This is a genomic window from Congregibacter sp. (assembly GCF_965662665.1).
GTDB lineage: Bacteria > Pseudomonadota > Gammaproteobacteria > Pseudomonadales > Halieaceae > Congregibacter.
Map to the genome: position 1 here is coordinate 1 of NZ_CBFIIF010000010.1, position 20,116 is coordinate 20,116.

The 20,116-nt window shown below is 54.0% G+C and carries 33 protein-coding genes; 31 read left to right on the plus strand and 2 right to left on the minus strand.

Features of this window, described 5'->3' with window-relative positions:
• Positions 1-336: 336 nt before the first annotated feature.
• Positions 337-720 (minus strand): NINE protein, encoded by a 384-nt coding sequence (locus tag ACTG39_RS05990; RefSeq protein WP_439106634.1) that lies wholly within the window; start codon positions 718-720, stop codon positions 337-339.
• 182 nt (positions 721-902) lie between these two features.
• On the opposite strand from ACTG39_RS05990, the gene ACTG39_RS05995 reads away from it, so the two are divergent.
• The 30 genes from ACTG39_RS05995 (at position 903) to rplQ (ending at position 15,761) form a co-directional block, all read left to right on the plus strand.
• Positions 903-1,148: a YdcH family protein gene (locus tag ACTG39_RS05995; RefSeq protein ID WP_439106635.1), complete on the plus strand. Its 246-nt coding sequence runs from the start codon at positions 903-905 to the stop codon at positions 1,146-1,148.
• Positions 1,148-1,468, plus strand: coding sequence for a TraR/DksA family transcriptional regulator (locus ACTG39_RS06000; RefSeq protein ID WP_439106636.1), 321 nt, complete (start codon positions 1,148-1,150; stop codon positions 1,466-1,468). The genes ACTG39_RS05995 and ACTG39_RS06000 overlap by 1 nt, the downstream gene beginning before the upstream one ends.
• Positions 1,469-1,694: 226 nt before the next feature.
• Positions 1,695-2,006, plus strand: a complete 312-nt coding sequence (gene rpsJ, locus ACTG39_RS06005; protein WP_008292615.1) for a 30S ribosomal protein S10 — start codon at positions 1,695-1,697, stop codon at positions 2,004-2,006.
• A 129-nt stretch (positions 2,007-2,135) separates the two neighbouring features.
• The gene (rplC, locus tag ACTG39_RS06010; RefSeq protein WP_439106637.1) at positions 2,136-2,771 is read left to right on the plus strand and encodes a 50S ribosomal protein L3; all 636 of its coding nucleotides are present in this window, start codon (positions 2,136-2,138) and stop codon (positions 2,769-2,771) included.
• Positions 2,772-2,788: 17 nt separating this feature from the next.
• Positions 2,789-3,406: a 50S ribosomal protein L4 gene (rplD, locus tag ACTG39_RS06015; protein WP_439106638.1), complete on the plus strand. Its 618-nt coding sequence runs from the start codon at positions 2,789-2,791 to the stop codon at positions 3,404-3,406.
• The gene (gene rplW, locus ACTG39_RS06020; RefSeq protein WP_405273172.1) at positions 3,403-3,699 is read left to right on the plus strand and encodes a 50S ribosomal protein L23; all 297 of its coding nucleotides are present in this window, start codon (positions 3,403-3,405) and stop codon (positions 3,697-3,699) included. Before rplD ends, rplW begins: the two co-directional genes overlap by 4 nt.
• 14 nt (positions 3,700-3,713) lie before the next feature.
• A complete protein-coding gene (gene rplB / locus ACTG39_RS06025; protein ID WP_405273173.1) occupies positions 3,714-4,541 on the plus strand; it encodes a 50S ribosomal protein L2 in 828 nt (275 codons plus the stop codon).
• A gap of 48 nt (positions 4,542-4,589) precedes the next feature.
• On the plus strand, positions 4,590-4,865 hold the full coding sequence (gene rpsS, locus ACTG39_RS06030; protein WP_407327388.1) for a 30S ribosomal protein S19: 276 nt from the start codon (positions 4,590-4,592) through the stop codon (positions 4,863-4,865).
• A 28-nt stretch (positions 4,866-4,893) separates the two neighbouring features.
• Positions 4,894-5,232, plus strand: a complete 339-nt coding sequence (gene rplV / locus ACTG39_RS06035) for a 50S ribosomal protein L22 (protein WP_008292606.1) — start codon at positions 4,894-4,896, stop codon at positions 5,230-5,232.
• 19 nt (positions 5,233-5,251) lie between these two features.
• Entirely contained in the window at positions 5,252-5,920 is a 669-nt protein-coding gene (gene rpsC, locus ACTG39_RS06040) for a 30S ribosomal protein S3 (protein WP_439106639.1), read from the plus strand.
• Positions 5,921-5,949: 29 nt separating this feature from the next.
• Positions 5,950-6,363 (plus strand): 50S ribosomal protein L16, encoded by a 414-nt coding sequence (rplP, locus tag ACTG39_RS06045; RefSeq protein ID WP_407327386.1) that lies wholly within the window; start codon positions 5,950-5,952, stop codon positions 6,361-6,363.
• Positions 6,363-6,554 carry a 50S ribosomal protein L29 gene (gene rpmC, locus ACTG39_RS06050; RefSeq protein ID WP_439106640.1) on the plus strand — a complete coding sequence of 64 codons (192 nt, stop codon included), beginning with the start codon at positions 6,363-6,365 and terminating at the stop codon, positions 6,552-6,554. The genes rplP and rpmC overlap by 1 nt, the downstream gene beginning before the upstream one ends.
• Before the next feature lie 2 nt (positions 6,555-6,556).
• Positions 6,557-6,826 (plus strand): 30S ribosomal protein S17, encoded by a 270-nt coding sequence (gene rpsQ / locus ACTG39_RS06055; RefSeq protein ID WP_439106641.1) that lies wholly within the window; start codon positions 6,557-6,559, stop codon positions 6,824-6,826.
• Positions 6,823-7,191: a 50S ribosomal protein L14 gene (gene rplN / locus ACTG39_RS06060; RefSeq protein ID WP_008292599.1), complete on the plus strand. Its 369-nt coding sequence runs from the start codon at positions 6,823-6,825 to the stop codon at positions 7,189-7,191. The genes rpsQ and rplN overlap by 4 nt, the downstream gene beginning before the upstream one ends.
• 51 nt (positions 7,192-7,242) lie before the next feature.
• Entirely contained in the window at positions 7,243-7,557 is a 315-nt protein-coding gene (gene rplX, locus ACTG39_RS06065) for a 50S ribosomal protein L24 (RefSeq protein WP_439106642.1), read from the plus strand.
• Between the two features lie 23 nt (positions 7,558-7,580).
• A complete protein-coding gene (gene rplE, locus ACTG39_RS06070) occupies positions 7,581-8,120 on the plus strand; it encodes a 50S ribosomal protein L5 (RefSeq protein WP_439106643.1) in 540 nt (179 codons plus the stop codon).
• Positions 8,121-8,128: 8 nt separating this feature from the next.
• Positions 8,129-8,434: a 30S ribosomal protein S14 gene (gene rpsN / locus ACTG39_RS06075; protein ID WP_439106644.1), complete on the plus strand. Its 306-nt coding sequence runs from the start codon at positions 8,129-8,131 to the stop codon at positions 8,432-8,434.
• Positions 8,435-8,458: 24 nt separating this feature from the next.
• On the plus strand, positions 8,459-8,854 hold the full coding sequence (gene rpsH, locus ACTG39_RS06080; RefSeq protein ID WP_439106645.1) for a 30S ribosomal protein S8: 396 nt from the start codon (positions 8,459-8,461) through the stop codon (positions 8,852-8,854).
• Positions 8,855-8,936: 82 nt separating this feature from the next.
• On the plus strand, positions 8,937-9,464 hold the full coding sequence (gene rplF, locus ACTG39_RS06085) for a 50S ribosomal protein L6 (protein WP_439106646.1): 528 nt from the start codon (positions 8,937-8,939) through the stop codon (positions 9,462-9,464).
• 12 nt (positions 9,465-9,476) lie between these two features.
• Positions 9,477-9,827: a 50S ribosomal protein L18 gene (gene rplR, locus ACTG39_RS06090; protein ID WP_439106647.1), complete on the plus strand. Its 351-nt coding sequence runs from the start codon at positions 9,477-9,479 to the stop codon at positions 9,825-9,827.
• A 12-nt stretch (positions 9,828-9,839) separates the two neighbouring features.
• Positions 9,840-10,346, plus strand: a complete 507-nt coding sequence (rpsE, locus tag ACTG39_RS06095) for a 30S ribosomal protein S5 (RefSeq protein ID WP_008292592.1) — start codon at positions 9,840-9,842, stop codon at positions 10,344-10,346.
• A 64-nt stretch (positions 10,347-10,410) separates the two neighbouring features.
• Positions 10,411-10,599, plus strand: a complete 189-nt coding sequence (gene rpmD, locus ACTG39_RS06100; RefSeq protein WP_439106648.1) for a 50S ribosomal protein L30 — start codon at positions 10,411-10,413, stop codon at positions 10,597-10,599.
• An 8-nt stretch (positions 10,600-10,607) separates the two neighbouring features.
• Positions 10,608-11,042 carry a 50S ribosomal protein L15 gene (gene rplO, locus ACTG39_RS06105; protein WP_439106724.1) on the plus strand — a complete coding sequence of 145 codons (435 nt, stop codon included), beginning with the start codon at positions 10,608-10,610 and terminating at the stop codon, positions 11,040-11,042.
• Positions 11,043-11,105: 63 nt separating this feature from the next.
• Positions 11,106-12,428: a preprotein translocase subunit SecY gene (gene secY, locus ACTG39_RS06110; protein WP_439106649.1), complete on the plus strand. Its 1,323-nt coding sequence runs from the start codon at positions 11,106-11,108 to the stop codon at positions 12,426-12,428.
• 27 nt (positions 12,429-12,455) lie between these two features.
• On the plus strand, positions 12,456-12,572 hold the full coding sequence (gene rpmJ / locus ACTG39_RS06115) for a 50S ribosomal protein L36 (protein ID WP_075998814.1): 117 nt from the start codon (positions 12,456-12,458) through the stop codon (positions 12,570-12,572).
• A 135-nt stretch (positions 12,573-12,707) separates the two neighbouring features.
• A complete protein-coding gene (gene rpsM / locus ACTG39_RS06120; RefSeq protein WP_439106650.1) occupies positions 12,708-13,064 on the plus strand; it encodes a 30S ribosomal protein S13 in 357 nt (118 codons plus the stop codon).
• Between the two features lie 94 nt (positions 13,065-13,158).
• Positions 13,159-13,551 (plus strand): 30S ribosomal protein S11, encoded by a 393-nt coding sequence (rpsK, locus tag ACTG39_RS06125; RefSeq protein WP_008292587.1) that lies wholly within the window; start codon positions 13,159-13,161, stop codon positions 13,549-13,551.
• 14 nt (positions 13,552-13,565) lie between these two features.
• Complete coding sequence (rpsD, locus tag ACTG39_RS06130) at positions 13,566-14,186, plus strand: 30S ribosomal protein S4 (protein ID WP_405273201.1); 621 nt, start codon at positions 13,566-13,568, stop codon at positions 14,184-14,186.
• A 75-nt stretch (positions 14,187-14,261) separates the two neighbouring features.
• Positions 14,262-15,266, plus strand: coding sequence for a DNA-directed RNA polymerase subunit alpha (locus ACTG39_RS06135; RefSeq protein WP_439106652.1), 1,005 nt, complete (start codon positions 14,262-14,264; stop codon positions 15,264-15,266).
• 102 nt (positions 15,267-15,368) lie between these two features.
• On the plus strand, positions 15,369-15,761 hold the full coding sequence (gene rplQ / locus ACTG39_RS06140) for a 50S ribosomal protein L17 (protein WP_023659968.1): 393 nt from the start codon (positions 15,369-15,371) through the stop codon (positions 15,759-15,761).
• Between the two features lie 111 nt (positions 15,762-15,872).
• Here the strand turns inward: rplQ and uvrA are convergent, their stop codons facing one another.
• Positions 15,873-18,722 (minus strand): excinuclease ABC subunit UvrA, encoded by a 2,850-nt coding sequence (gene uvrA, locus ACTG39_RS06145; RefSeq protein ID WP_439106653.1) that lies wholly within the window; start codon positions 18,720-18,722, stop codon positions 15,873-15,875.
• 168 nt (positions 18,723-18,890) lie between these two features.
• Here uvrA and ACTG39_RS06150 point away from each other — a divergent pair, with 168 nt between their 5' ends.
• Positions 18,891-20,096: an MFS transporter gene (locus ACTG39_RS06150; RefSeq protein ID WP_439106654.1), complete on the plus strand. Its 1,206-nt coding sequence runs from the start codon at positions 18,891-18,893 to the stop codon at positions 20,094-20,096.
• The last annotated feature ends 20 nt before the right edge of the window (positions 20,097-20,116 follow it).

The window sequence follows — 20,116 nt, forward strand, 5'->3', positions numbered from 1 at the left end:
CTGTAGGTGCTGGAGTTGTCGCTAAGATCATCGAGTAAGGCGAGGGTAGATACTTCGGCTTGCACCGCTGCACCTGTTTCTTCGCGTCGCGCTTTGCGCTCCTGATTGCTGCGAAACAGGCACACCGGCACAAGCCTTAGGCACGACCCGAGCGGGTCTCGGCGGTGTTGCGAAGCGAGCGTCAGAGCGCAAGCAGCGAGCGTAGTAATACCGGCGAGATTCGCGGAGCGTAGTAACGAAGAACCCAGCTAGTTAGCTGGGTTTTTTGTGCCTGCCGTTTAGCAGCGAGCGCAGTAGTGGTTCAGAGACTCGCGATTGATGCTAGCGTTCTGAGACTCACTCGTTGATCTCATCGATCTGCTCATTGAGCGTCCAGTAGTCGTAAAGGATCCCGAGGCCAAAGAGGCCGACGGTGAATAGATACAGAAGGCCGGTAAAGACCTTACCCATATAGAAGCGGTGGATACCAAAGGCGCCCAGGAATGTCAGCAGAATCCACGCGATGTTGTAATCGACGTCGCCTTCAAAGTAGCGTCTATCCGCATCATCATTCATGCCGGGTATCAGCAGTAGATCGATTATCCAGCCGATAAAGAAGAGGCCAAAGGTGAAAAACCAGATGGTCCCCGTGATAGGGCGCCCGTAATAGAAGCGATGGGCGCCCATGAATCCAAAGATCCAAAGCAGGTAACCCATTACCACTGAGTGAGAGCGTTCCATATAGCTAGCCTCCTTAAGAATCGGCAGCCTGATGCTGACAATCCACAATTAATCCTGCCCTGATCATGACACAGGTCATGGTGTGGGACTAAAGGTGCACGGTAAGCTGAACCCACACTGCGACGAATCCACTAGCTGATGGGGCCTGTTGTATCTTGCCGGTCCCTAATAAGGAGTTTGAAATGCCCGTAATACATCACGACTTGATTCATGAATTTCCAGAGCTCAAGGATCGTATCCATGAACTCAAGACCAGCAATACGCACTTTAGGAAGCTCTTCGATCGTTATCACGAGCTGACTCGAGAGATCGAGAACATGGAGGCCGAGGTAACGCCCGTCACGACGCGGACTGAAGAAGACGCAAAACTGAAGCGACTGCATCTGAAGGACGAGCTCTATCATATGCTGACCCAAAAGGCGCATTGATGTCAGCCGAAACATCCGCTCAAAAGGAGGATCTCGAGTCTCGGCTGCGAGAGCTGGAGGGGCGTCTGGAAAGTCTCAAGCGTGATGCCGCACAGGAGCATTCTTCTGATTCCGCGGAGCAGGCCCAAGAGCGGGAGAACGATGAGGTGGTGGACGCCATCGGCGTCGAGACGCGAGAGGCGATTGCCGCCATGAAGTCCGCTCTTCAAAGACTGGAGGAGGGGAACTACGGGATTTGCATCCAGTGCGGACAGGCTATCGCGGCCGATCGGCTCAAGGCTAGGCCAGAGGCTACACATTGCATTGATTGCGCGGTTTAGCGCCCAGTGACTCTATTCCCTTAATGGTTCCCTGGGCGTCCGGTATCTGCCTCGGCGCGCTGTTCACCATCGCTCAGTCGACTGTAAGCCCAGGGTACGCGTGGCTGTCGATATTTCACAGAATATTCCTTGACAGTTGGGGTACTCATACCTAGAATTCGCCCTCCATTTGTCGGGGTCCCCACCGCGGGGCTCTGGTTTTTTGAAAAGATTGGAGACTGATCGCGTGCAGAATCAACGCATACGTATTCGCCTGAAAGCTTTTGACCACCGCCTGATCGATACATCGACTCAGGAAATCGTTGAAACAGCTCGGCGAACCGGCGCACAGGTACGAGGACCTATTCCTCTGCCAACGCGCAAAGAACGATACACCGTGCTGGTATCACCGCACGTAAATAAGGATGCCCGTGATCAGTACGAGATTCGTACCCACAAGCGTCTACTAGACATCATTGAGCCAACAGAGAAGACCGTTGACGCATTGATGAAGCTCGACCTAGCGGCGGGCGTGGAAGTACAAATCAGTCTTGGTTAACGACAATTCGTAGCAAGACCTGCTCCGGCCACTGATTAGCGGCGCGGAGTGTGTAACGCCCAAGCCTTCATGGTGAAGGAACGGGCGGCCATAGAGGGTGAGAGCCCCGTACACTGTGAGGTTGGTAAAATGACTATTGGCTTAGTCGGCCGGAAGTCCGGCATGACGCGCGTCTTTACTGAAGATGGCGCATCTATTCCAGTAACCGTAGTGGAGGTTTCTCCAAACCGCGTTACTCAAATCAAAGAAAACGACAGCCACGGCTATCGTTCGATTCAAGTAACTGCGGGTAGCCGAAAGGCCGCCAAAGTAAGCAAGTCCGAGGCGGGTCTCTTCGCCAAGGCCGGTGTTGAAGCTGGTCGTGGTCTGTGGGAATTCCGTTTGTCTGCCGAAGAAGAAGGGTTTGAGGTTGGCTCTGAGCTGACCGTCGAGCGCTTCGAAGAAGGCCAGAAAGTGGACGTTGCTGGTAAATCCAAGGGTAAAGGCTTCCAGGGCGTTATTAAGCGTTGGAACTTCAGCATGCAGGATGCTACCCACGGTAACTCATTGTCGCACCGTGCGCCTGGCTCCATCGGCCAGTGTCAGACTCCTGGCCGCGTCTTCAAAGGAAAGAAGATGTCGGGTCAGATGGGCAACGCAAATGTAACGGTGCAGGGTCTTGAGATCGTGCGTGTAGATGCAGAGCGCAATCTGCTCCTGATTAAAGGTGCTGTACCTGGTGCACCCGGTGGGGACGTTGTTGTACGTCCGGCCGTTAAAGGCTGAGCGCGGGAGGAATTTAGGTGGAACTGAGTATATTAAAGCCCGGGAATGAGTCAGCAGGCACGGTTTCTGTGTCAGATGCTAACTTCGCGCGCGAGTACAACGAAGACCTGGTACACCAGGTTGTGACGTCTTTTCTTGCCGGTGCCCGTCAGGGTACACGGGCGCAGAAGACGCGTTCTGATGTCAGCGGCGGTGGTAAGAAGCCCTGGCGCCAGAAGGGTACGGGCCGTGCTCGTGCGGGTACGATCCGATCGCCGATCTGGCGCAGCGGTGGCGTAACCTTCGCAGCTCGTCCCCAGGATCACAGCGTAAAGGTAAATCGCAAGATGTACCGCGCTGCGCTCAAGACAATCATGTCTGAGCTGGCTCGTCAGGATCGTTTGGTGGTTGTAGAGACCCTCGATCTGGATGCGCCCAAGACTAAGCTGTTAGTCAATCAGTTAGATGGCTACGGCGTGAACAGTGCGCTTTTGATTGCCGATCAAGTGAACGAGAACTTGTATCTGGCGTCACGCAATCTGCAAAAGGTCGATGTCCGCGATGTGCAGGCTATCGATCCCGTAAGTCTGCTGGCCCACGACAAAGTCATGGTGACGGTAGACGCTGTTAAGAAGATTGAGGAGATGCTGGCATGAACCGTGAGCGCGTATTTCAGGTGCTGATGGGCCCGCATGTGTCGGAAAAGGCAGCAATTGTTGCCGATGCCAATAATCAGTACGTATTTAAAGTCGCACTTGACGCAACTAAGAGCGAGATCCGCAAGTCCGTGGAGCAGCTTTTTAAAGTGAGCGTCGAAGATGTCCAAACCCTCAAGGTCAAGGGCAAGATGAAGCGTAACCGTTACGGGTTTAGCACTAAGCCAACCTGGAAGAAAGCCTATGTTCGTATTGCCCAAGGGCAGGACATTGACTTCGCGGCAGCTGAGTAAGGGAGAGCGGACAAATGGCAATTGCAAAGAGTAAGCCGACGTCAGCGGGCCGCCGTCACCAGGTTCGCGTCGTTAATCAGGAGCTGCATAAAGGTGCACCCTATGCGCCGCTTCTTGAGAAGCAGTCGCGCAATGGCGGTCGAAACAACAACGGACGTATTACCACACGTCACGTAGGCGGTGGGCACAAGCAGCACTACCGGGTTATCGACTTTAAGCGCAATAAAGATGCGATCCCCGCGAAGGTTGAGCGTATTGAGTATGACCCGAATCGCACAGCGCACATCGCTCTGTTGTTGTTCGCCGATGGGGAGCGTCGTTACATCATCGCTCCAAAGGGCCTGAAGGCGGGTGATGCCGTGCAATCAGGTTCTGCTGCACCAATTAAGGCGGGTAACTGCCTGCCTTTGCGCAACATTCCCGTGGGCTCTGTTGTGCACGCGGTTGAGTTGAAGCCGGGCAAGGGTGCGCAGATTGCGCGATCTGCCGGTGCTTCCGTGCAGCTTGCAGCTCGCGAGGGTCGTTACGCGACGATCCGGCTGCGTTCAGGTGAGATGCGTAAGGTGTTGTCCGACTGCCGGGCAACACTGGGTGAAGTGTCTAACTCTGAGCACAGCCTGCGCAAGCTTGGTAAAGCGGGTGCTGCTCGCTGGCGTGGCGTTAGACCAACGGTACGTGGTGTTGCCATGAACCCAGTTGATCACCCACATGGTGGTGGTGAAGGTCGTACTTCTGGTGGCCGACATCCGGTTAGCCCCTGGGGCACACCGACCAAGGGTTACAAGACCCGCAAGAATAAGCGTACCGATGATCTCATCGTGCGTCGTCGGCGCAAGAAGTAACGCCGGCGCCCTTTGGGATTGGACGAACAGGATTAGAGGAACAAAACAGTGCCACGTTCATTAAAGAAAGGCCCGTTTATCGATCTGCACCTTCTGAAGAAGGTTGAGACCGCATTGGAGGCTAACGATCGTCGACCTATCAAGACCTGGTCGCGTCGCTCCATGGTATCTCCGGATATGGTCGGATTGACTATTGCCGTGCACAACGGGCGTCAACACGTGCCTGTGCTGGTTAACGAGGACATGGTAGGCCACAAGCTTGGTGAGTTCGCGGTGACGCGTACTTTCAAGGGCCACGTTGTGGACAAGAAGGCGAAGCGCTAAGCGCTGGCCGGGAATAGGAATCGGATTGATGGAAGTTTCAGCTAGATTAAAAGGTGCACGCATCTCCGCGCAGAAAGCGCGGCTGGTTGCAGACCAGGTGCGGGGAAAGCCCGTAGAAGAAGCCTTGTCTGTGCTGGAGTACAGCAATAAGAAGGCAGCACACATTGTTCGCAAGGTGCTGAACTCCGCTATTGCAAATGCTGAGAACAACGAAGGTGCTGACGTCGACGAGTTGAAGGTTTCAACCGTTTTCGTAGACGAAGGCATGACGATGAAGCGCTTGCGTCCGCGAGCAAAGGGCCGCGCAGATCGTATTTTTAAGCGCAGCTGTCATATCACTGTAAAAGTCGCCGACGGCGAAAGCTAAAGGATCAGGAGAGGACCACATGGGTCAGAAAGTACATCCCACGGGCATCCGCCTTGGCATCGTCAAGGACCACACTTCGGTTTGGTATGCGGATCGTAAAAACTATGCAAAGCAGCTGGTTACCGATCTGAGCGTTCGCGCCTTTATTGAGAAGAAGCTGGATAACGCGTCCGTAAGCCGGGTTGTCATTGAGCGCCCAGCTCAGACAGCACGCATTACGATTCACACTGCTCGTCCAGGCATTGTGATCGGTAAAAAAGGCGAAGACGTCGATAAGCTTCGCAAGATTTTGACTGAGAAGATGGGTGTGCCCGTGCACATCAATATTGAAGAGATTCGCAAGCCCGATCTGGATGCTCGCTTGGTAGCACAGAACGTGGCTCAGCAGCTCGAGCGACGAGTGATGTTTCGTCGAGCGATGAAGCGCGTGGTTCAAAATGCTATGCGCCAGGGTGCGGAAGGTATCAAGGTTCAGGTCGGCGGCCGTTTGGGTGGAGCAGAGATTGCACGCACCGAGTGGTACCGCGAGGGTCGTGTCCCTTTGCACACGCTGCGTGCTGATATTGATTACGCAACATATGAGGCAGCAACCACTTACGGAATTCTGGGCGTGAAGGTCTGGATCTTCAAGGGTGAGGTGCTAGGTGCTGATGAGGCTGATAACGGCCGTAAGGCAGCGGCCAGCTAAGCGGCCAAAAAAGCTAAGGGTTTAGAAGAATGCTGCAACCAAAACGTACAAAGTTTCGCAAGGCGATGAAGGGCCGTAACCGCGGTCTTGCGCATCGTGGTAGCAAAGTCAGCTTTGGCGAGTTCGGGCTGAAGGCTACCGGTCGTGGGCGTATTACAGCGCGTCAGATCGAAGCCGCTCGTCGCGCCATGACTCGTCACATCAAGCGTGGCGGAAAGATATGGATTCGTGTGTTCCCGGACAAGCCAATTACTGGCAAGCCGTTGGAAGTTCGACAGGGTAAAGGTAAGGGTAACGTAGAGTACTGGGTTGCTCAGGTTCAGCCTGGCAAGGTGCTTTATGAAGTACAGGGTGTGTCGGAAGAGTTGGCTCGCGAAGCTTTTGAGCTTGCCTCAGCCAAAATTCCGGTTGCTACCGCGTTTGTTAAAAGATCGGTGATGTGATGAAAGGCAGCGAATTGCGCGAGCAAAGCGCAGAACAATTAGTCGAGCAGCTGCTGGCGCTCCGCGAGGAGCAGTTCAAGCTGCGTATGCAAAAGGCGACTGGCCAACTGAGCCAGACTCACCTCCTGCAGGCCAACCAGCGCGACATCGCGCGGGTTAAAACCGTGTTGCACGAAAAGGCAGGTGAATAGCGATGTCAGCTGAGAAAAGAACCCGGACCGTAACCGGTCGAGTAGTAAGCAACAAGATGGATAAGACCATCACTGTGCTTATCGAGCGTCGCGTTCGTCACCCCATGTACGGTAAGTACATGACTCGGTCATCTAAAGTGCACGCGCATGATGCTGATAACCAGTGCGGCGTAGGCGATCTGGTGACTGTTGCTGAAACTCGTCCAATCTCTAAAAGCAAGACCTGGAACCTCGTTGAGGTTGTAGAGAAAGGGGAGAGCGTTGCGCAATGATCCAGACAGAATCTTATTTGGAAGTAGCAGATAACAGCGGTGCACGCCGCGTTATGTGCATTAAGGTACTCGGTGGCTCCAAGCGTCGTTATGCGCGCGTTGGTGACCTCATCAAGGTAACCGTAAAAGAGGCCATTCCTCGCGGAAAGGTCAAGAAGGGCCAGGTTATGACCGCTGTGGTCGTGCGCACCAAGAAAGGCGTGCGTCGTCCCGACGGGTCGTTGATCAAGTTTGACGATAACGCAGCCGTTCTTTTGAACAATCAGGAAGCTCCTATCGGTACACGTATTTTTGGACCGGTGACTCGTGAGCTTCGTGGTGAGAAATTTATGAAGATTATTTCCCTAGCACCGGAAGTAATCTAAAGGCGGGCAATCCATCGGATCGCCGTGCCGTAGATTTAAGAGTAGAGAGCAATGTTAAAGATTAAATGTGACGATGAAGTAATCGTGCTGGCTGGGAAAGACAAGGGCAAGCGCGGCAAAGTACGTAAGATCGTGGACGAAAGCCGCGTCATCGTGACTGGCGTCAACATGATTAAGAAGCACACCAAGCCTAACCCTCAGGCGGGCGTGCAGGGCGGTATCGTTGAGCGCGAAGCCGCTATTCAGGTGTCTAACATTGCAATCTTTAACCCCGAGACCAGCAAGGCAGATCGCGTGGGCTTTAGCGTGGTCGATGGTAAGAAGGTCAGAATTTACAAGTCTAGTGGCGCGGCCCTAGACGCCTAAGGGCAAGGAACAGGTACATACAGATGGCAACCTTGAAAGACAAGTACCGGGACGAACTCGCGGCAAAGCTCCAGGAAGAACTGGGCTTGGATAACGTGATGGAAGTGCCCCGAATTACCAAAATCACCCTCAATATGGGTGTGGGTGAAGCTGTAGGCGACAAAAAGGTAATGGAGAGCGCACTCTCTGACATGACCAAGATTGCAGGTCAGAAGCCGGTAGTCACTTTGGCTCGTCGTTCTATCGCCGGATTCAAGATCCGCGATGGTTGGCCCATCGGTTGCAAAGTGACCTTGCGCAGTGAGCGAATGTACGAGTTCCTCGAGCGTCTGGTGAGTATCGCCATTCCCCGTATTCGGGATTTCCGGGGCATCAGCCCGAAGTCCTTTGACGGTCGTGGCAACTTTGCCATGGGTGTCACTGAGCAGATTATCTTCCCGGAGATCAACTACGACGAAGTCGATAGTCTCCGCGGTATGGATATCACAATCACAACGACTGCACGTACGGACGACGAAGGTCGTGCCTTGCTTCGTGCATTCAATTTTCCGCTGAAAGGGTAATTCGGGTTATGGCAAAGAAGTCGATGATTGCGCGTGAAGACAAGCGTGCTCGTACTGTCGCCCGCTATGCAGCGAAGCGTGCAGAAATTAAGGCAGTCCTGGTTAGCACTACTGCCAGTGATGAAGAGAAGTGGGACGCGCAGGTAGCGCTACAAAAGTTACCTCGCGATGCGAGCCCGGTTCGTCAGCAGCGTCGCTGCCAGATCACGGGTCGGCCGCATGGCGTATACCGCAAGTTTGGCCTGTGTCGTAACAAGCTCCGTGAAGCCGCTATGCGCGGTGACGTCCCCGGTCTGGTTAAGGCCAGCTGGTAAGCGAAGCCGAGAAGGAATAGAAACATGAGTATGCAAGACCCACTAGCGGATATGTTGACCCGCATTCGCAACGCGCAGATGGCCGGCAAGACCAGCATCGATATGCCTGGTTCAAAGCTCAAGGCTGCCGTAGCTAAAGTTCTTGAAGAAGAAGGCTACATTGCCGGATTTGAAGCCCACGCGGACGGCGTTAAGCCGCGCCTGCGTCTGGAGCTTAAGTATTTTGATGGTAAGCCCGTGATTGCAGAGATTGATCGCGTAAGCCGTCCTAGCGTACGTCGCTACTCAAACAAGGACGATCTGCCGACCGTCCGTAGCGGTTTGGGTATAGCGATCGTTTCAACGTCGCGCGGAGTTATGACTGACCGTGCGGCTCGCGCTGCCGGTGTTGGTGGCGAGGTGCTCTGCACGGTCTTCTAAAGACCCGGGTGCGAGCTGAGTTAGTTAAAAGACTTGTCGGTACTTTTGGGTACGGACAGAAAACAAAGAGAAAGGGCGAAGTATGTCCAGAGTAGCAAACAATCCAGTCTCCTTACCGAAAGGTGTGGAATTGACCGTTGCTGACCGTGAAGTGCAGGTAAAGGGCGCGAAGGGCTCCCTGTCGCTGTCACTTTATGAAGGCGTAAACATTGCCCAGGAAGACGGCACCGTTACCTTTGCTTACGAGACTGATAAGTCCAAGGCGATGGCGGGTACGACGCGCGCACTTGTGAACAACATGGTCAAAGGTGTTTCCGAAGGTTGGCAGAAGAAGCTGGTGCTAAATGGCGTTGGTTATCGAGCAAAAGCCTCCGGTAAGTCAGTAAATCTGACGGTAGGACTTTCGCACCCTGTGGACTTCTTGCTTCCGGAAGGCCTCAGCGCAGAAACACCGACTCAGACTGAGATCGTGGTTAGCGGAATTGACAAGCAGGCAGTTGGCGAAGCAGCGGCGAAGATCCGCAGCGTCCGTCCACCAGAGCCATACAAGGGTAAAGGTATTCGTTACGCGGACGAGCATGTCCGACGTAAGGAAGCCAAGAAGAAGTAACAGGACATCGAGATGAGTGCAAAGAACGATTCGCGTCTCCGTCGCGCCCGCAAGGCGCGCCAGCGTATGCGCACCAAAGGTGCCCACCGTCTGAGCGTACACCGGACTCCACGTCACATTTATGCGCAAGTATTTGCGCCTATGGGTGATACGGTTCTGGCAAGTGCTTCTACGTTGGATAGCAGTCTGCGTAGCGGAGCAACAGGCAATATTGATGCAGCGTCGGCTGTTGGCAAGCTCCTAGCGGAGCGTGCGAAAGCAGCAGGTGTTGAAAAGGTCGCTTTTGATCGCGGTGGGTTTAAGTACCACGGGCGAGTAAAGGCGCTGGCTGAAGCCGCGCGCGAAGGCGGACTGGAATTCTAGGAAATATAGACGATGGCGTTTAACGATCAGAAGCAGCAAGACGGTGACCTCCAGGAAAAACTGGTTCAGGTAAACCGTGTGGCAAAAGTAGTCAAAGGTGGCCGAATCTTTGGATTCACGGCTCTCACCGTAGTGGGTGATGGCAAGGGTCGCGTCGGGTTTGGCCGAGGTAAGGCGCGTGAAGTGCCTGTCGCTATCCAGAAAGCGATGGAAGCGGCGCGTCGTAACATGATCCAGGTCGATCTTGATAACGGTACGATTCAGTACCCCATCAAGGCTCGCCACGGCGCATCCAAGGTTTACATGCAGCCTGCTTCAGAAGGTACCGGGGTTATTGCCGGTGGTGCGATGCGTGCGGTTTTGGAAATCGCTGGCGTGCACAACGTTCTGGCCAAGTGCTACGGATCCACAAATCCTGTGAACGTCGTAAGAGCAACATTTAACGGTCTGCGTGATATGGCCTCGCCCGAGTCAGTGGCGGCCAAGCGCGGTAAAAGTGTCGAAGAGATCTACGGCTAAAGCGCTGAGTATCTGCGACAGTATTTGCGAAAGCATTTTTTTGAAAAATACGGATTAGCGAGTCATGGCTAAGGCAACAATTAAGGTCACTCAGACCAAAAGCAGTAATGGTCGGTTAAAAAATCACCGTGCTTGCGTAGCGGGTCTGGGTCTCCGTCGTATCGGACACACTGTGGAAGTGGAAGACACTCCCTCGGTACGCGGCATGATTAACAAAGTCAGCTATATGCTGAGTGTGGAGGAACAGGCGTGAGCGATACTATGCGACTCAACACCCTGAGCCCGGCGCCTGGTTCGCGTAAAGCAGCGAAGCGAGTTGGCCGTGGTATCGGTAGCGGCGTAGGCAAGACTGCAGGCCGTGGACACAAAGGTCAGAAGTCTCGATCCGGCGGCAAAGTGGCGCCTGGTTTTGAGGGTGGCCAGATGCCCCTCCAGAAGCGTTTGCCCAAGTACGGCTTTACATCACGGATTGCGCGTACCACTGCGCAAGTTCGTCTGGGCGAGCTGAACAAGGTCGATGGTGACGTGATTGATCTCGCGGCACTGAAGAGTGCGGATGTAGTCCGTGACGATGTATTGCGCGCCCGTGTGTTTCTTTCGGGTGAACTCTCGAAGGCTGTAACACTCAAAGGTATTCCCGTCAGTAAGGGAGCCCGCGAGGCAATCGAGAAGGCGGGCGGCAAAATCGAAGACTAAGTCTTCGGTTTATTAGCCAAACGCAACGATTACTAGGAATTTGGGAGCGACAACGAGAACCTGATGGCCGAGTTACCCTCAGCAAACCGGGCCGGACTGGGCGAGCTTTTTGCTCGCCTTCGTTTTGTATTGGTCGCGATAATTGTGTATCGAATTGGTACGCACATTCCTGTGCCGGGCATTGATCCGAATCAGCTCGCCGCGTTGTTCAACCAGAACCAGGGCACGATTCTGGGTCTTGCGAACATGTTTTCCGGTGGCGCTCTGGAGCGAATGAGTATTCTCGCGCTGGGGATCATGCCCTACATCTCTGCGTCCATCATCATGCAGTTGATGTCTGCGGTGACTCCACAGTTGGAGCAGCTCAAGAAAGAAGGTGAGGCTGGACGACGCAAGATAAGCCAGTACACACGCTATCTGACGGTCGTATTGGCGATTGTTCAGGCGACAGGAATGACTGTCGGTATGGCTAATCAGGGCATGAGCTACAACTCAGGCCTGTTGTTTTTCGTCATTGCAATCACTTCTTTGGTGACTGGCGCCGTCTTTATGATGTGGCTGGGTGAGCAGATTACTGAGAAGGGCGTGGGTAACGGTATCTCGCTCCTGATTTTTGCGGGTATTGTGGCAGGTCTGCCCTCGGCTATCGGGCAGTCGCTGGAGCAGGCACGTCAAGGTGAGATTAATATCCTTGCGCTGTTGTTGATCCTGACCTTGGCTATAGCCGTCATTTACATGATCGTGTTTATTGAACGCGGGCAGCGCAGGATTACGGTGAATTACGCCAAGCGGCAGCAGGGGCGCAAGATGTATCAGGCGCAGAGCTCCCACTTGCCTCTTAAGGTCAACATGGCAGGTGTGATTCCGGCTATTTTCGCGAGCAGTATTTTGTTGTTCCCAGCCTCTATTGCGCAGTGGTTTGGACAGTCTGGTGGAGCCGATTGGTTGCAGGACCTGGCAGTAGCGATAGGCCCTGGTCAGCCCTTAAACATCTTGCTGTTTACGATTTTTATTGTGTTTTTCTGCTTCTTCTACACAGCGTTGATGTTCAACCCGCAGGAAGTTGCTGACAATTTGAAGAAGTCCGGGGCATTCGTGCCAGGTATTCGTCCCGGACAGCAAACGGCTAACTACATCGATGGTGTGCTGACTCGTCTCACGGTATTTGGCTCAGCGTACATTGCACTTGTATGTCTGTTGCCTCAGTTTTTGGTAGTGACGTGGAACGTGCCTTTTTACCTGGGCGGTACGTCGCTACTCATCGTGGTTGTTGTAGTCATGGATTTCATGGCCCAGGTTCAGAGTCACATGATGTCGCACCAGTACGACTCGGTGATGAAAAAGGCCAATCTCAAGAATTATGGAAGCGCAGGTCGCGTTCGTTAAGAACGGGTCTTGTTTGGGAGTAGGAAGATGAAAGTAAGAGCATCAGTAAAGAAGATCTGCAGAAACTGTAAGGTCGTTCGTCGCAAGGGTGTTGTCCGCGTGATCTGTAATACCGATCCGCGACACAAGCAGCGACAGGGTTAAGGGTTGCAGGCATTGCGTTCTGGCAACGAAATCGTTAAAATCGCGCGCCTTTTTTCAGGGTTTCGCAGTCTCGTGTCGCAGCAGCCAATGGCTGTCGCTCAAGACATGTGGACACAGTTTTTCGGAGATAAGTGAATGGCTCGTATAGCCGGGGTCAACATACCCGACAATAAGCACGCCGTAATCTCCCTCACCTATATTTTTGGTGTAGGGCGAACCAAAGCAAAGCAGATTTGCGATGCCAGCGGTGTAGAACAAAGCGCTCGTGTGGGTGATCTTTCTGAAGATCAGCTGGACGTGCTGCGTAATAAGGTCGGTGAGTTGACTGTCGAAGGTGATCTTCGTCGTGAAGTCTCTATGAACATTAAGCGACTGATGGATCTGGGTTGTAACCGTGGCCTTCGCCACCGTCGTAACCTTCCGCTTCGCGGACAGCGCACTAAGACCAATGCGCGCACCCGTAAGGGACCAAGAAAACCGATTCGCCGTTAATTCCGCGCCGGCTAAAGGCCGGAAAGGAACAGCGAATCCTTAATTAGTGTAGCTGCACCGCAGTGCAGTGTTGATATTAAGCAGGATTAGATACATGGCTAAGCCAGGTGCCAAGAGCACGCGCAAGAAAATCACGCGCACCATCGCCGATGGAATTGCGCACATTCATGCGTCATTCAATAACACCATCATTACTATCACTGACCGTCAGGGTAATACCCTGAGTTGGGCTACCTCTGGTGGTTCAGGTTTCCGTGGCTCACGTAAGAGCACGCCGTTCGCAGCACAGGTTGCGGCAGAACGCGCCGGTGAAGCTGCCAAAGAGTACGGTCTTCAGAATTTAGATGTACAGGTAAAAGGTCCCGGACCCGGTCGTGAATCGGCTGTCCGCGCACTCAATGCCTGTGGTTATAAGATCAGCAATATCACTGACGTGACGCCGATCCCACACAATGGTTGTCGTCCGCCTAAGAAGCGTCGCGTTTAAGAGGGAGCAAGATTATGGCTCGTTATATTGGTCCAAAGTGTAAGCTCGCTCGCCGCGAAGGCACTGACCTGTTTTTAAAGAGTGGCGTACGTTCACTCGAATCCAAGTGTAAGCCGGAGTCTGTTCCTGGACAGCACGGTGCGCGTCGCGGACGTCTGTCCGATTACGGTGTGCAGTTGCGTGAGAAGCAAAAGGTGCGTCGAATTTATGGCGTACTCGAGAAGCAGTTCCGCAATTACTACAAAGAAGCGGCTCGTCTTAAGGGCGCTACCGGCGAAAACCTTCTTCAGCTGCTCGAGAGCAGACTGGATAACGTTGTCTATCGCATCGGTTTTGGTTCCACACGCTCTGAGTCTCGTCAGTTGGTTGCCCACAAGGCGATTCTGGTGAACGGCAAGGTCGTGAACATCGCTTCTTACAAAGTGAAGGCCGGTGATGTTGTCTCTCTGCGCGAGAAAGCCAAAAAGCAACTGCGTGTGCAGTCTGCCATGGCGCTTGCTGCTCAGCGAGGCGAGCCCGAGTGGATAGATGTGAATGTCGAGAAGCTGGAAGCAGTCTATAAAGCTGCTCCTGATCGTCAGGAACTCTCCTCGGAAATCAACGAGAACCTGATCGTCGAACTGTACTCGAAGTAAACCTGGGCGCCTTGGGCGCTCCAAACCGAGTAATTCGAGCAGATCGATCCGAACAGCTATATACAGGTGCCACAGATGCAATCATCAGTTAAGGAACTACTGACTCCTCGCAAGATTAATGTTGCCGAGAAGAGCAAGACGCGCGCTCAGGTCACTCTTGAGCCACTGGAGCGTGGATTTGGCCATACGCTGGGCAATGCCCTGCGTCGTATCCTCTTGTCCTCCATGCCCGGCTGCGCAATCACCGAAGTTGAAATTGATGGCGTTCTTCACGAGTACTCAGCTATCGAGGGTGTTCAGGAAGACGTGATCGAAATTCTCCTTAACCTCAAGGGCGTTGCCCTGATCATGAATGGTAAGGACGAAGCTGAGCTTGTGCTGAGCAAAGAGGGCGAAGGCCCCGTAACTGCAGCTGACATTCAAACGGACCACGATATCGAGATCTGCAACCCAGATCACCTTATCTGTACTTTGAACAGCAAGTCAGCGGTTCACATGAAGCTTACGATTGCTCGCGGCCGCGGTTACTCTCCCGCTGATGCCCGTGAGAATCCAGAAGAAGAGACACGTTCTATTGGCCGCTTGCAGCTGGACGCTACCTTCTCTCCTGTACTGCGTGTTTCCTACGTTGTAGAGGCTGCTCGTGTAGAGCAGAGAACAGACCTCGACAAGCTGGTTCTGGATCTTGAGACGAACGGAACGATCGACCCGGAAGAGGCGATTCGCCGCGCGGCTACGATTCTCAATGACCAGCTACGCGTATTTGTCGATCTGCAGAGCGAGACTCAGGCGGTTACCGCCGATGCAGAAGACGAAGTTGATCCTGTCTTGCTGCGTCCTGTCGATGACCTTGAGTTGACGGTACGCTCTGCTAACTGCCTCAAGGCCGAGAACATCTACTACATCGGTGATCTGGTACAGCGCACCGAAGTAGAACTGCTGAAGACACCAAATTTGGGTAAGAAGTCACTCACCGAGATTAAGGATGTGCTGGCGTCACGCGGCCTGTCCCTGGGTATGCGACTTGAGAGCTGGCCGCCGGCTAGCCTGCGAAATGATGAGAAGGTACTCAGCGCTTAAAGGCATTATCGGGGCCACGCCGTGGCCTCCTTTGGTAATGCAAAAGCCTAGAGTACAAAAGACAACAGGGTGTTGAGAAACACCGAGTAAAGGATTGGAAAAATGCGTCATCGTCAAAGCGGACGTCAGTTAAACCGCAATAGCTCGCACCGGAAAGCCATGTTTCGCAACATGACGATCTCTTTGGTCGAGCACGAGCTGATTAGAACTACCTTGCCTAAGGCGAAGGAACTGCGTGGTTATGCAGAGCCGCTGATTACGCTGGCAAAGAACGACAGCGTCGCAAATCGACGTCTGGCGTTTGATCGCGTGCGTAACAAGGCTGCAGTAGGCAAGCTCTTCACCGAGCTGGGTCCACGCTACCAGGCGCGCCCTGGCGGTTACATTCGTATCCTTAAGTGCGGCTACCGTACTGGAGACAAGGCGCCCATGGCCTACGTCGAGCTTGTAGACCGTCCAGAGCCAGAGAGCTACGACGACGCTGGCGAGGAATAAGCCGCTAGCGTTTTAGAGTTCTACGAGAGGCCGGGTTTATACCCGGCTTTTTTGTGCCTGAGATCTACGGTGGCGTGGACTTAGGCTAAGCCGTATCGACACCGAGGCAGATCAAGCTGCTTTACTCTTGCCGGTCTTGCTCTCAAGCATTGGCTTCAGAAAGTGCCCTGTATGCGACTTCTTGTTTTTGGCGACCGTTTCAGGGGTACCGGTGGCGATGATCTGTCCGCCACCACTGCCGCCTTCGGGGCCCAAATCTACGACCCAGTCTGCGGTTTTGATGACATCCAGGTTGTGCTCGATGATGACAACGGTGTTGCCATGATCCCGGAGGCGGTGGAGAACTTGCAGAAGCTGGCGGATGTCTTCGAAGTGCAGACCCGTGGTCGGCTCGTCGAGGATGTATAGCGTTCGACCCGTGTCGCGTTTCGAGAGTTCTCGCGACAGTTTCACGCGCTGCGCCTCGCCTCCCGATAGGGTTGTGGCCGCCTGGCCCAGTCGCACGTAGCTCAATCCAACGTCCATAAGGGTTTGAAGCTTGCGTGCGATGGTGGGTACCGCCTCAAAGAACTCCAGTGCGTCTTCGATCGTCATATCGAGCACTTCGTGGATGTTCTTACCTTTATAGCGAATGTCCAGGGTTTCGCGGTTGTATCGACGCCCCTTACAAATGTCGCAAGGCACATAGATGTCAGGGAGAAAGTGCATTTCTACCTTGGTCACCCCATCGCCCTGGCAGGCTTCGCAGCGTCCACCCTTTACGTTGAAACTGAAACGTCCGGGTTTGTAACCGCGGGAGCGCGCTTCCTGTGTGCCAGAGAACAGCTCGCGTACCGGCGTGAAGATTCCAGTATAGGTAGCCGGGTTGGATCGCGGCGTGCGTCCAATAGGGCTTTGATCGATATCGATGCACTTGTCTATGTGCTCCAGTCCCTCTACGTCCTCGTGCGCCGCGGGTGTAAGCGTGGTCGCGCCATTGAGTGCTGTCGCCGCGAGAGGGTAGAGCGTGGCATTGATCAAGGTAGACTTACCTGACCCGGAAACCCCCGTCACGCAGGTGAGTAGCCCGACGGGAATCTCAAGATTCACGTTTTGCAAATTGTTGCCGGAGGCTTTGCTTAGACGCAGTACCTTGTCTTCGTCATAGGATGTGCGCTTGTCGGGGATGTCGATGCAGCGCTTACCGGACAGGTACGCTCCTGTAAGAGAGCTTTCTTCGTCCATGATTGCCTGAGCGTCACCCTGGGCGACGATGGTGCCTCCGTGAACTCCGGCACCTGGCCCGATATCGATGATGTAGTCAGCAGTGCGGATAGCGTCCTCGTCATGCTCTACCACCAACACCGTGTTGCCCAGGTCTCGAAGATGCGTGAGCGTTCGCAAAAGGCGCTCGTTGTCCCGTTGATGCAAACCGATGGACGGTTCATCCAGGATGTACATAACGCCCACTAGTCCAGCACCGATTTGAGAGGCGAGACGTATTCGCTGGGCTTCACCACCCGATAGCGTTTCGGCACTGCGATCCAGGCTGAGATAGTTGAGCCCTACATCCACCAGAAAGCGATAGCGTGCGCGAATCTCCTTAAGTATCTTTTCTGCGATCTCGGCATCTCGTCCCGCGAGATTCAGTTCGATGAAGTAATCTTCGGCCTGCCCGACGGGTAATGCGGTGATCTCCGGGAGATTCTTGCCGTCCACCAAAACATGGCGTGCGTCTTCGCAAAGACGGCTGCCCCCACATTCTGCACAGGGGGCTGTCGTGAGAAACTTGGAGAGATCTTCGCGCACAGAGTTTGATTCCGTATCGCGGTAGCGTCGCTCCATGTTCGGAATGATTCCCTCGAAGGCATGAGAGCGTTTAAAAACATCGCCGCGATCGTTCACATAGGAAAAACTGACTTCCTCCTTGCCGCTGCCTTCGAGAATAATTTTTTGGTGTTTTGCAGAGAGTTCTTCAAAGGGTGTATCGATGTCGAAACCAAAGTGGCTCGCCAAAGATGTGAGCATGTGAAAGTAGTACACATTGCGGCGATCCCAACCACGAATAGCACCTTCGGCGAGGCTTGCCTCAGGAAACAATACGACGCGACTCGGATCAAAGAATTGTCTGACGCCAAGACCGTCACAACTACCGCAGGCGCCCGCCGGATTATTAAAAGAGAATAGCCGTGGCTCCAGCTCGTTGATGCTATGGCCACATTCGGGACAGGCAAAGCGTGCGGAAAACACAAGGTCCGCAGACTCTTCGTCCATATCGACGACCAATGCCAGACCGTCGGTGAGTTCCAGCGCTGTTTCAAAGGATTCTGCGAGGCGTTGTTTAAGGTCCTCTCGGACCTTAAAGCGGTCTACGACCACTTCAATGCTGTGCTTCTTCTTTTTATCGAGATCGGGAAGGTCATCCAGGTCTCGCACACTGCCGTCCACTCTCGCGCGAACAAAGCCGGCGCTGCGCAGCTCTTCAAACACATGATGATGTTCGCCCTTTCGTTCCCTAACTACCGGCGCCAGCAGCATCAATCGAGCGCCCTCGGGCTGCGCCAATACCGTATCCACCATTTGGCTCACGGTCTGTGCTTGAAGGTGGCGCTTGTGCGTGGGGCAGTGAGGTTTTCCTACTCTGGCATAAAGCAGGCGCAGGTAGTCGTAAATCTCGGTAATGGTGCCCACGGTGGAGCGAGGGTTATGTGAGGTCGACTTTTGCTCGATAGAAATAGCAGGCGAAAGTCCCTCAACATGGTCGATGTCGGGCTTTTCCATCATGCTGAGGAACTGCCGGGCATAGGTGGAGAGGGACTCCACATAGCGTCGTTGGCCCTCGGCATAGAGCGTATCGAACGCCAAAGACGACTTACCAGACCCGGAAAGTCCCGTTATTACCACGAGCTTGTCTCGAGGAATATCAAGGTCGATATTCTTGAGATTGTGCGTGCGTGCTCCACGCAGTTGAATCGTATCCATGCTGGTTTCCGAGAATGACAGGCAAAAGCGCCACAGTATAAAGGCCGTCTGTGAGCGAACAAAAGTAAACAGAGAAACTGTGCAACTATACGCCGTTTGAGCCCTCATGGATGGTCGAGAGTAAGGCAAAAACTGTTACCATTTGCGCTCTCGCAAGGAACCCCTGAATTGTTAACCACCAATCCCATGACAGCGCTGGAGCGCAGAGTCGTAGCGGCCTTAGCGCTGCTTTATAGCTTTCGTATGCTTGGCTTGTTTATGGCCTTGCCGCTCCTGGCGCTCTACGCGGCGGACATGCTCGGCGCGTCTCCTCTAATGATCGGATTGGCGTTGGGGGCCTACGGTGCTACCCAGGCTCTGTTGCAGATACCTCTGGGTTGGCTGTCGGACAAAATCGGCCGTAAACCTGTGATTTTGGGAGGTTTGGGGCTGTTCGTTCTGGGCAGTGTTGTTGCGGCTCTCGCAGACAGCGTGCAATTGATCGCTGTGGGGCGTGCGCTGCAAGGCGCGGGTGCAATTTCTGGTTCGGTTATGGCCCTGGCTGCGGATCTCACCTCCGAAGAGCAACGCACCAAGGCGATGGCGGTGATTGGTATCAGCATTGGCCTGTCCTTTGCGTTGGCATTGATCTTTGGACCGCTACTGGCAGCCTGGGGCGGACTTTCGGCCGTGTTTTGGATGACGGCGGGATTGGCGGTCTTGGGGATGGCGATTGTTCTTTTTGGCATACCGACTGCGGCTACGCGCTCTCATGAGAGTGTCGGCGCCGATCGTAATATGTTCCGACCGGTACTCAGTAATCCGTTACTTCAGCGTCTCAATGGCTCCGTGTTTCTTCTGCACTTTATGCTCACGGCGTCGTTTTTGGTTGTGCCGGCCGTGATCGAAGGGAGTATGGGCGTTCCCCGGGAGTCCCACTGGGAGGTTTATCTGCCGGTTCTGGTCCTGTCGCTGCTGGGGATGTATCCGCTATTGCGCCTATCGGAGCGGGGAGGTCGTCCGGGTCTGGCGCTTAAGATCACTGTACTGATGATGCCAGCATCACTTGCCGTGCTGTTTTTGGGTGAGAATGTTTTACTGCTCTATGCAGCGCTTTGCGGGTTCTTTACGGCCGTCAACTATCTCGAAGCTGCGCTACCGTCGCTGGTGAGCAAAGCCGTATTTGCGCATGGCAAAGGAACAGCCTTGGGTGTGTACGCGACCTGCCAGTTTTTGGGAGCTTTTGTGGGCGGTACCGCGGGGGGGCTCGTGTATGGGGCTTCAGGGCTATCGGGCCTTCTATGGCTGGTCTTTGTCGCGGCTGCTCTATGGCTGCTGTTGATCTGGCAGATGGGCCCCAATGCCGATTCGGGTGCTGCTGCCCCAGCTGTTTGAGCGCATATGCTGTCGCAATT

What these genes read in the sequence shown, in the direction of transcription:
- ACTG39_RS05990 (WP_439106634.1), bottom strand. Translation starts at nt 720, where the DNA reads ATGGAACGCTCTCACTCAGTGGTAATGGGTTACCTGCTTTGGATCTTT.
- ACTG39_RS05995 (WP_439106635.1), top strand. Translation starts at nt 903, where the DNA reads ATGCCCGTAATACATCACGACTTGATTCATGAATTTCCAGAGCTCAAG.
- ACTG39_RS06000 (WP_439106636.1), top strand. Translation starts at nt 1,148, where the DNA reads ATGTCAGCCGAAACATCCGCTCAAAAGGAGGATCTCGAGTCTCGGCTG.
- rplC (WP_439106637.1), top strand. Translation starts at nt 2,136, where the DNA reads ATGACTATTGGCTTAGTCGGCCGGAAGTCCGGCATGACGCGCGTCTTT.
- rplW (WP_405273172.1), top strand. Translation starts at nt 3,403, where the DNA reads ATGAACCGTGAGCGCGTATTTCAGGTGCTGATGGGCCCGCATGTGTCG.
- rplB (WP_405273173.1), top strand. Translation starts at nt 3,714, where the DNA reads ATGGCAATTGCAAAGAGTAAGCCGACGTCAGCGGGCCGCCGTCACCAG.
- rplV (WP_008292606.1), top strand. Translation starts at nt 4,894, where the DNA reads ATGGAAGTTTCAGCTAGATTAAAAGGTGCACGCATCTCCGCGCAGAAA.
- rpsC (WP_439106639.1), top strand. Translation starts at nt 5,252, where the DNA reads ATGGGTCAGAAAGTACATCCCACGGGCATCCGCCTTGGCATCGTCAAG.
- rplP (WP_407327386.1), top strand. Translation starts at nt 5,950, where the DNA reads ATGCTGCAACCAAAACGTACAAAGTTTCGCAAGGCGATGAAGGGCCGT.
- rpmC (WP_439106640.1), top strand. Translation starts at nt 6,363, where the DNA reads ATGAAAGGCAGCGAATTGCGCGAGCAAAGCGCAGAACAATTAGTCGAG.
- rpsQ (WP_439106641.1), top strand. Translation starts at nt 6,557, where the DNA reads ATGTCAGCTGAGAAAAGAACCCGGACCGTAACCGGTCGAGTAGTAAGC.
- rplN (WP_008292599.1), top strand. Translation starts at nt 6,823, where the DNA reads ATGATCCAGACAGAATCTTATTTGGAAGTAGCAGATAACAGCGGTGCA.
- rplX (WP_439106642.1), top strand. Translation starts at nt 7,243, where the DNA reads ATGTTAAAGATTAAATGTGACGATGAAGTAATCGTGCTGGCTGGGAAA.
- rplE (WP_439106643.1), top strand. Translation starts at nt 7,581, where the DNA reads ATGGCAACCTTGAAAGACAAGTACCGGGACGAACTCGCGGCAAAGCTC.
- rpsN (WP_439106644.1), top strand. Translation starts at nt 8,129, where the DNA reads ATGGCAAAGAAGTCGATGATTGCGCGTGAAGACAAGCGTGCTCGTACT.
- rpsH (WP_439106645.1), top strand. Translation starts at nt 8,459, where the DNA reads ATGAGTATGCAAGACCCACTAGCGGATATGTTGACCCGCATTCGCAAC.
- rplF (WP_439106646.1), top strand. Translation starts at nt 8,937, where the DNA reads ATGTCCAGAGTAGCAAACAATCCAGTCTCCTTACCGAAAGGTGTGGAA.
- rplR (WP_439106647.1), top strand. Translation starts at nt 9,477, where the DNA reads ATGAGTGCAAAGAACGATTCGCGTCTCCGTCGCGCCCGCAAGGCGCGC.
- rpsE (WP_008292592.1), top strand. Translation starts at nt 9,840, where the DNA reads ATGGCGTTTAACGATCAGAAGCAGCAAGACGGTGACCTCCAGGAAAAA.
- rpmD (WP_439106648.1), top strand. Translation starts at nt 10,411, where the DNA reads ATGGCTAAGGCAACAATTAAGGTCACTCAGACCAAAAGCAGTAATGGT.
- rplO (WP_439106724.1), top strand. Translation starts at nt 10,608, where the DNA reads ATGCGACTCAACACCCTGAGCCCGGCGCCTGGTTCGCGTAAAGCAGCG.
- secY (WP_439106649.1), top strand. Translation starts at nt 11,106, where the DNA reads ATGGCCGAGTTACCCTCAGCAAACCGGGCCGGACTGGGCGAGCTTTTT.
- rpmJ (WP_075998814.1), top strand. Translation starts at nt 12,456, where the DNA reads ATGAAAGTAAGAGCATCAGTAAAGAAGATCTGCAGAAACTGTAAGGTC.
- rpsM (WP_439106650.1), top strand. Translation starts at nt 12,708, where the DNA reads ATGGCTCGTATAGCCGGGGTCAACATACCCGACAATAAGCACGCCGTA.
- rpsK (WP_008292587.1), top strand. Translation starts at nt 13,159, where the DNA reads ATGGCTAAGCCAGGTGCCAAGAGCACGCGCAAGAAAATCACGCGCACC.
- rpsD (WP_405273201.1), top strand. Translation starts at nt 13,566, where the DNA reads ATGGCTCGTTATATTGGTCCAAAGTGTAAGCTCGCTCGCCGCGAAGGC.
- ACTG39_RS06135 (WP_439106652.1), top strand. Translation starts at nt 14,262, where the DNA reads ATGCAATCATCAGTTAAGGAACTACTGACTCCTCGCAAGATTAATGTT.
- rplQ (WP_023659968.1), top strand. Translation starts at nt 15,369, where the DNA reads ATGCGTCATCGTCAAAGCGGACGTCAGTTAAACCGCAATAGCTCGCAC.
- uvrA (WP_439106653.1), bottom strand. Translation starts at nt 18,722, where the DNA reads ATGGATACGATTCAACTGCGTGGAGCACGCACGCACAATCTCAAGAAT.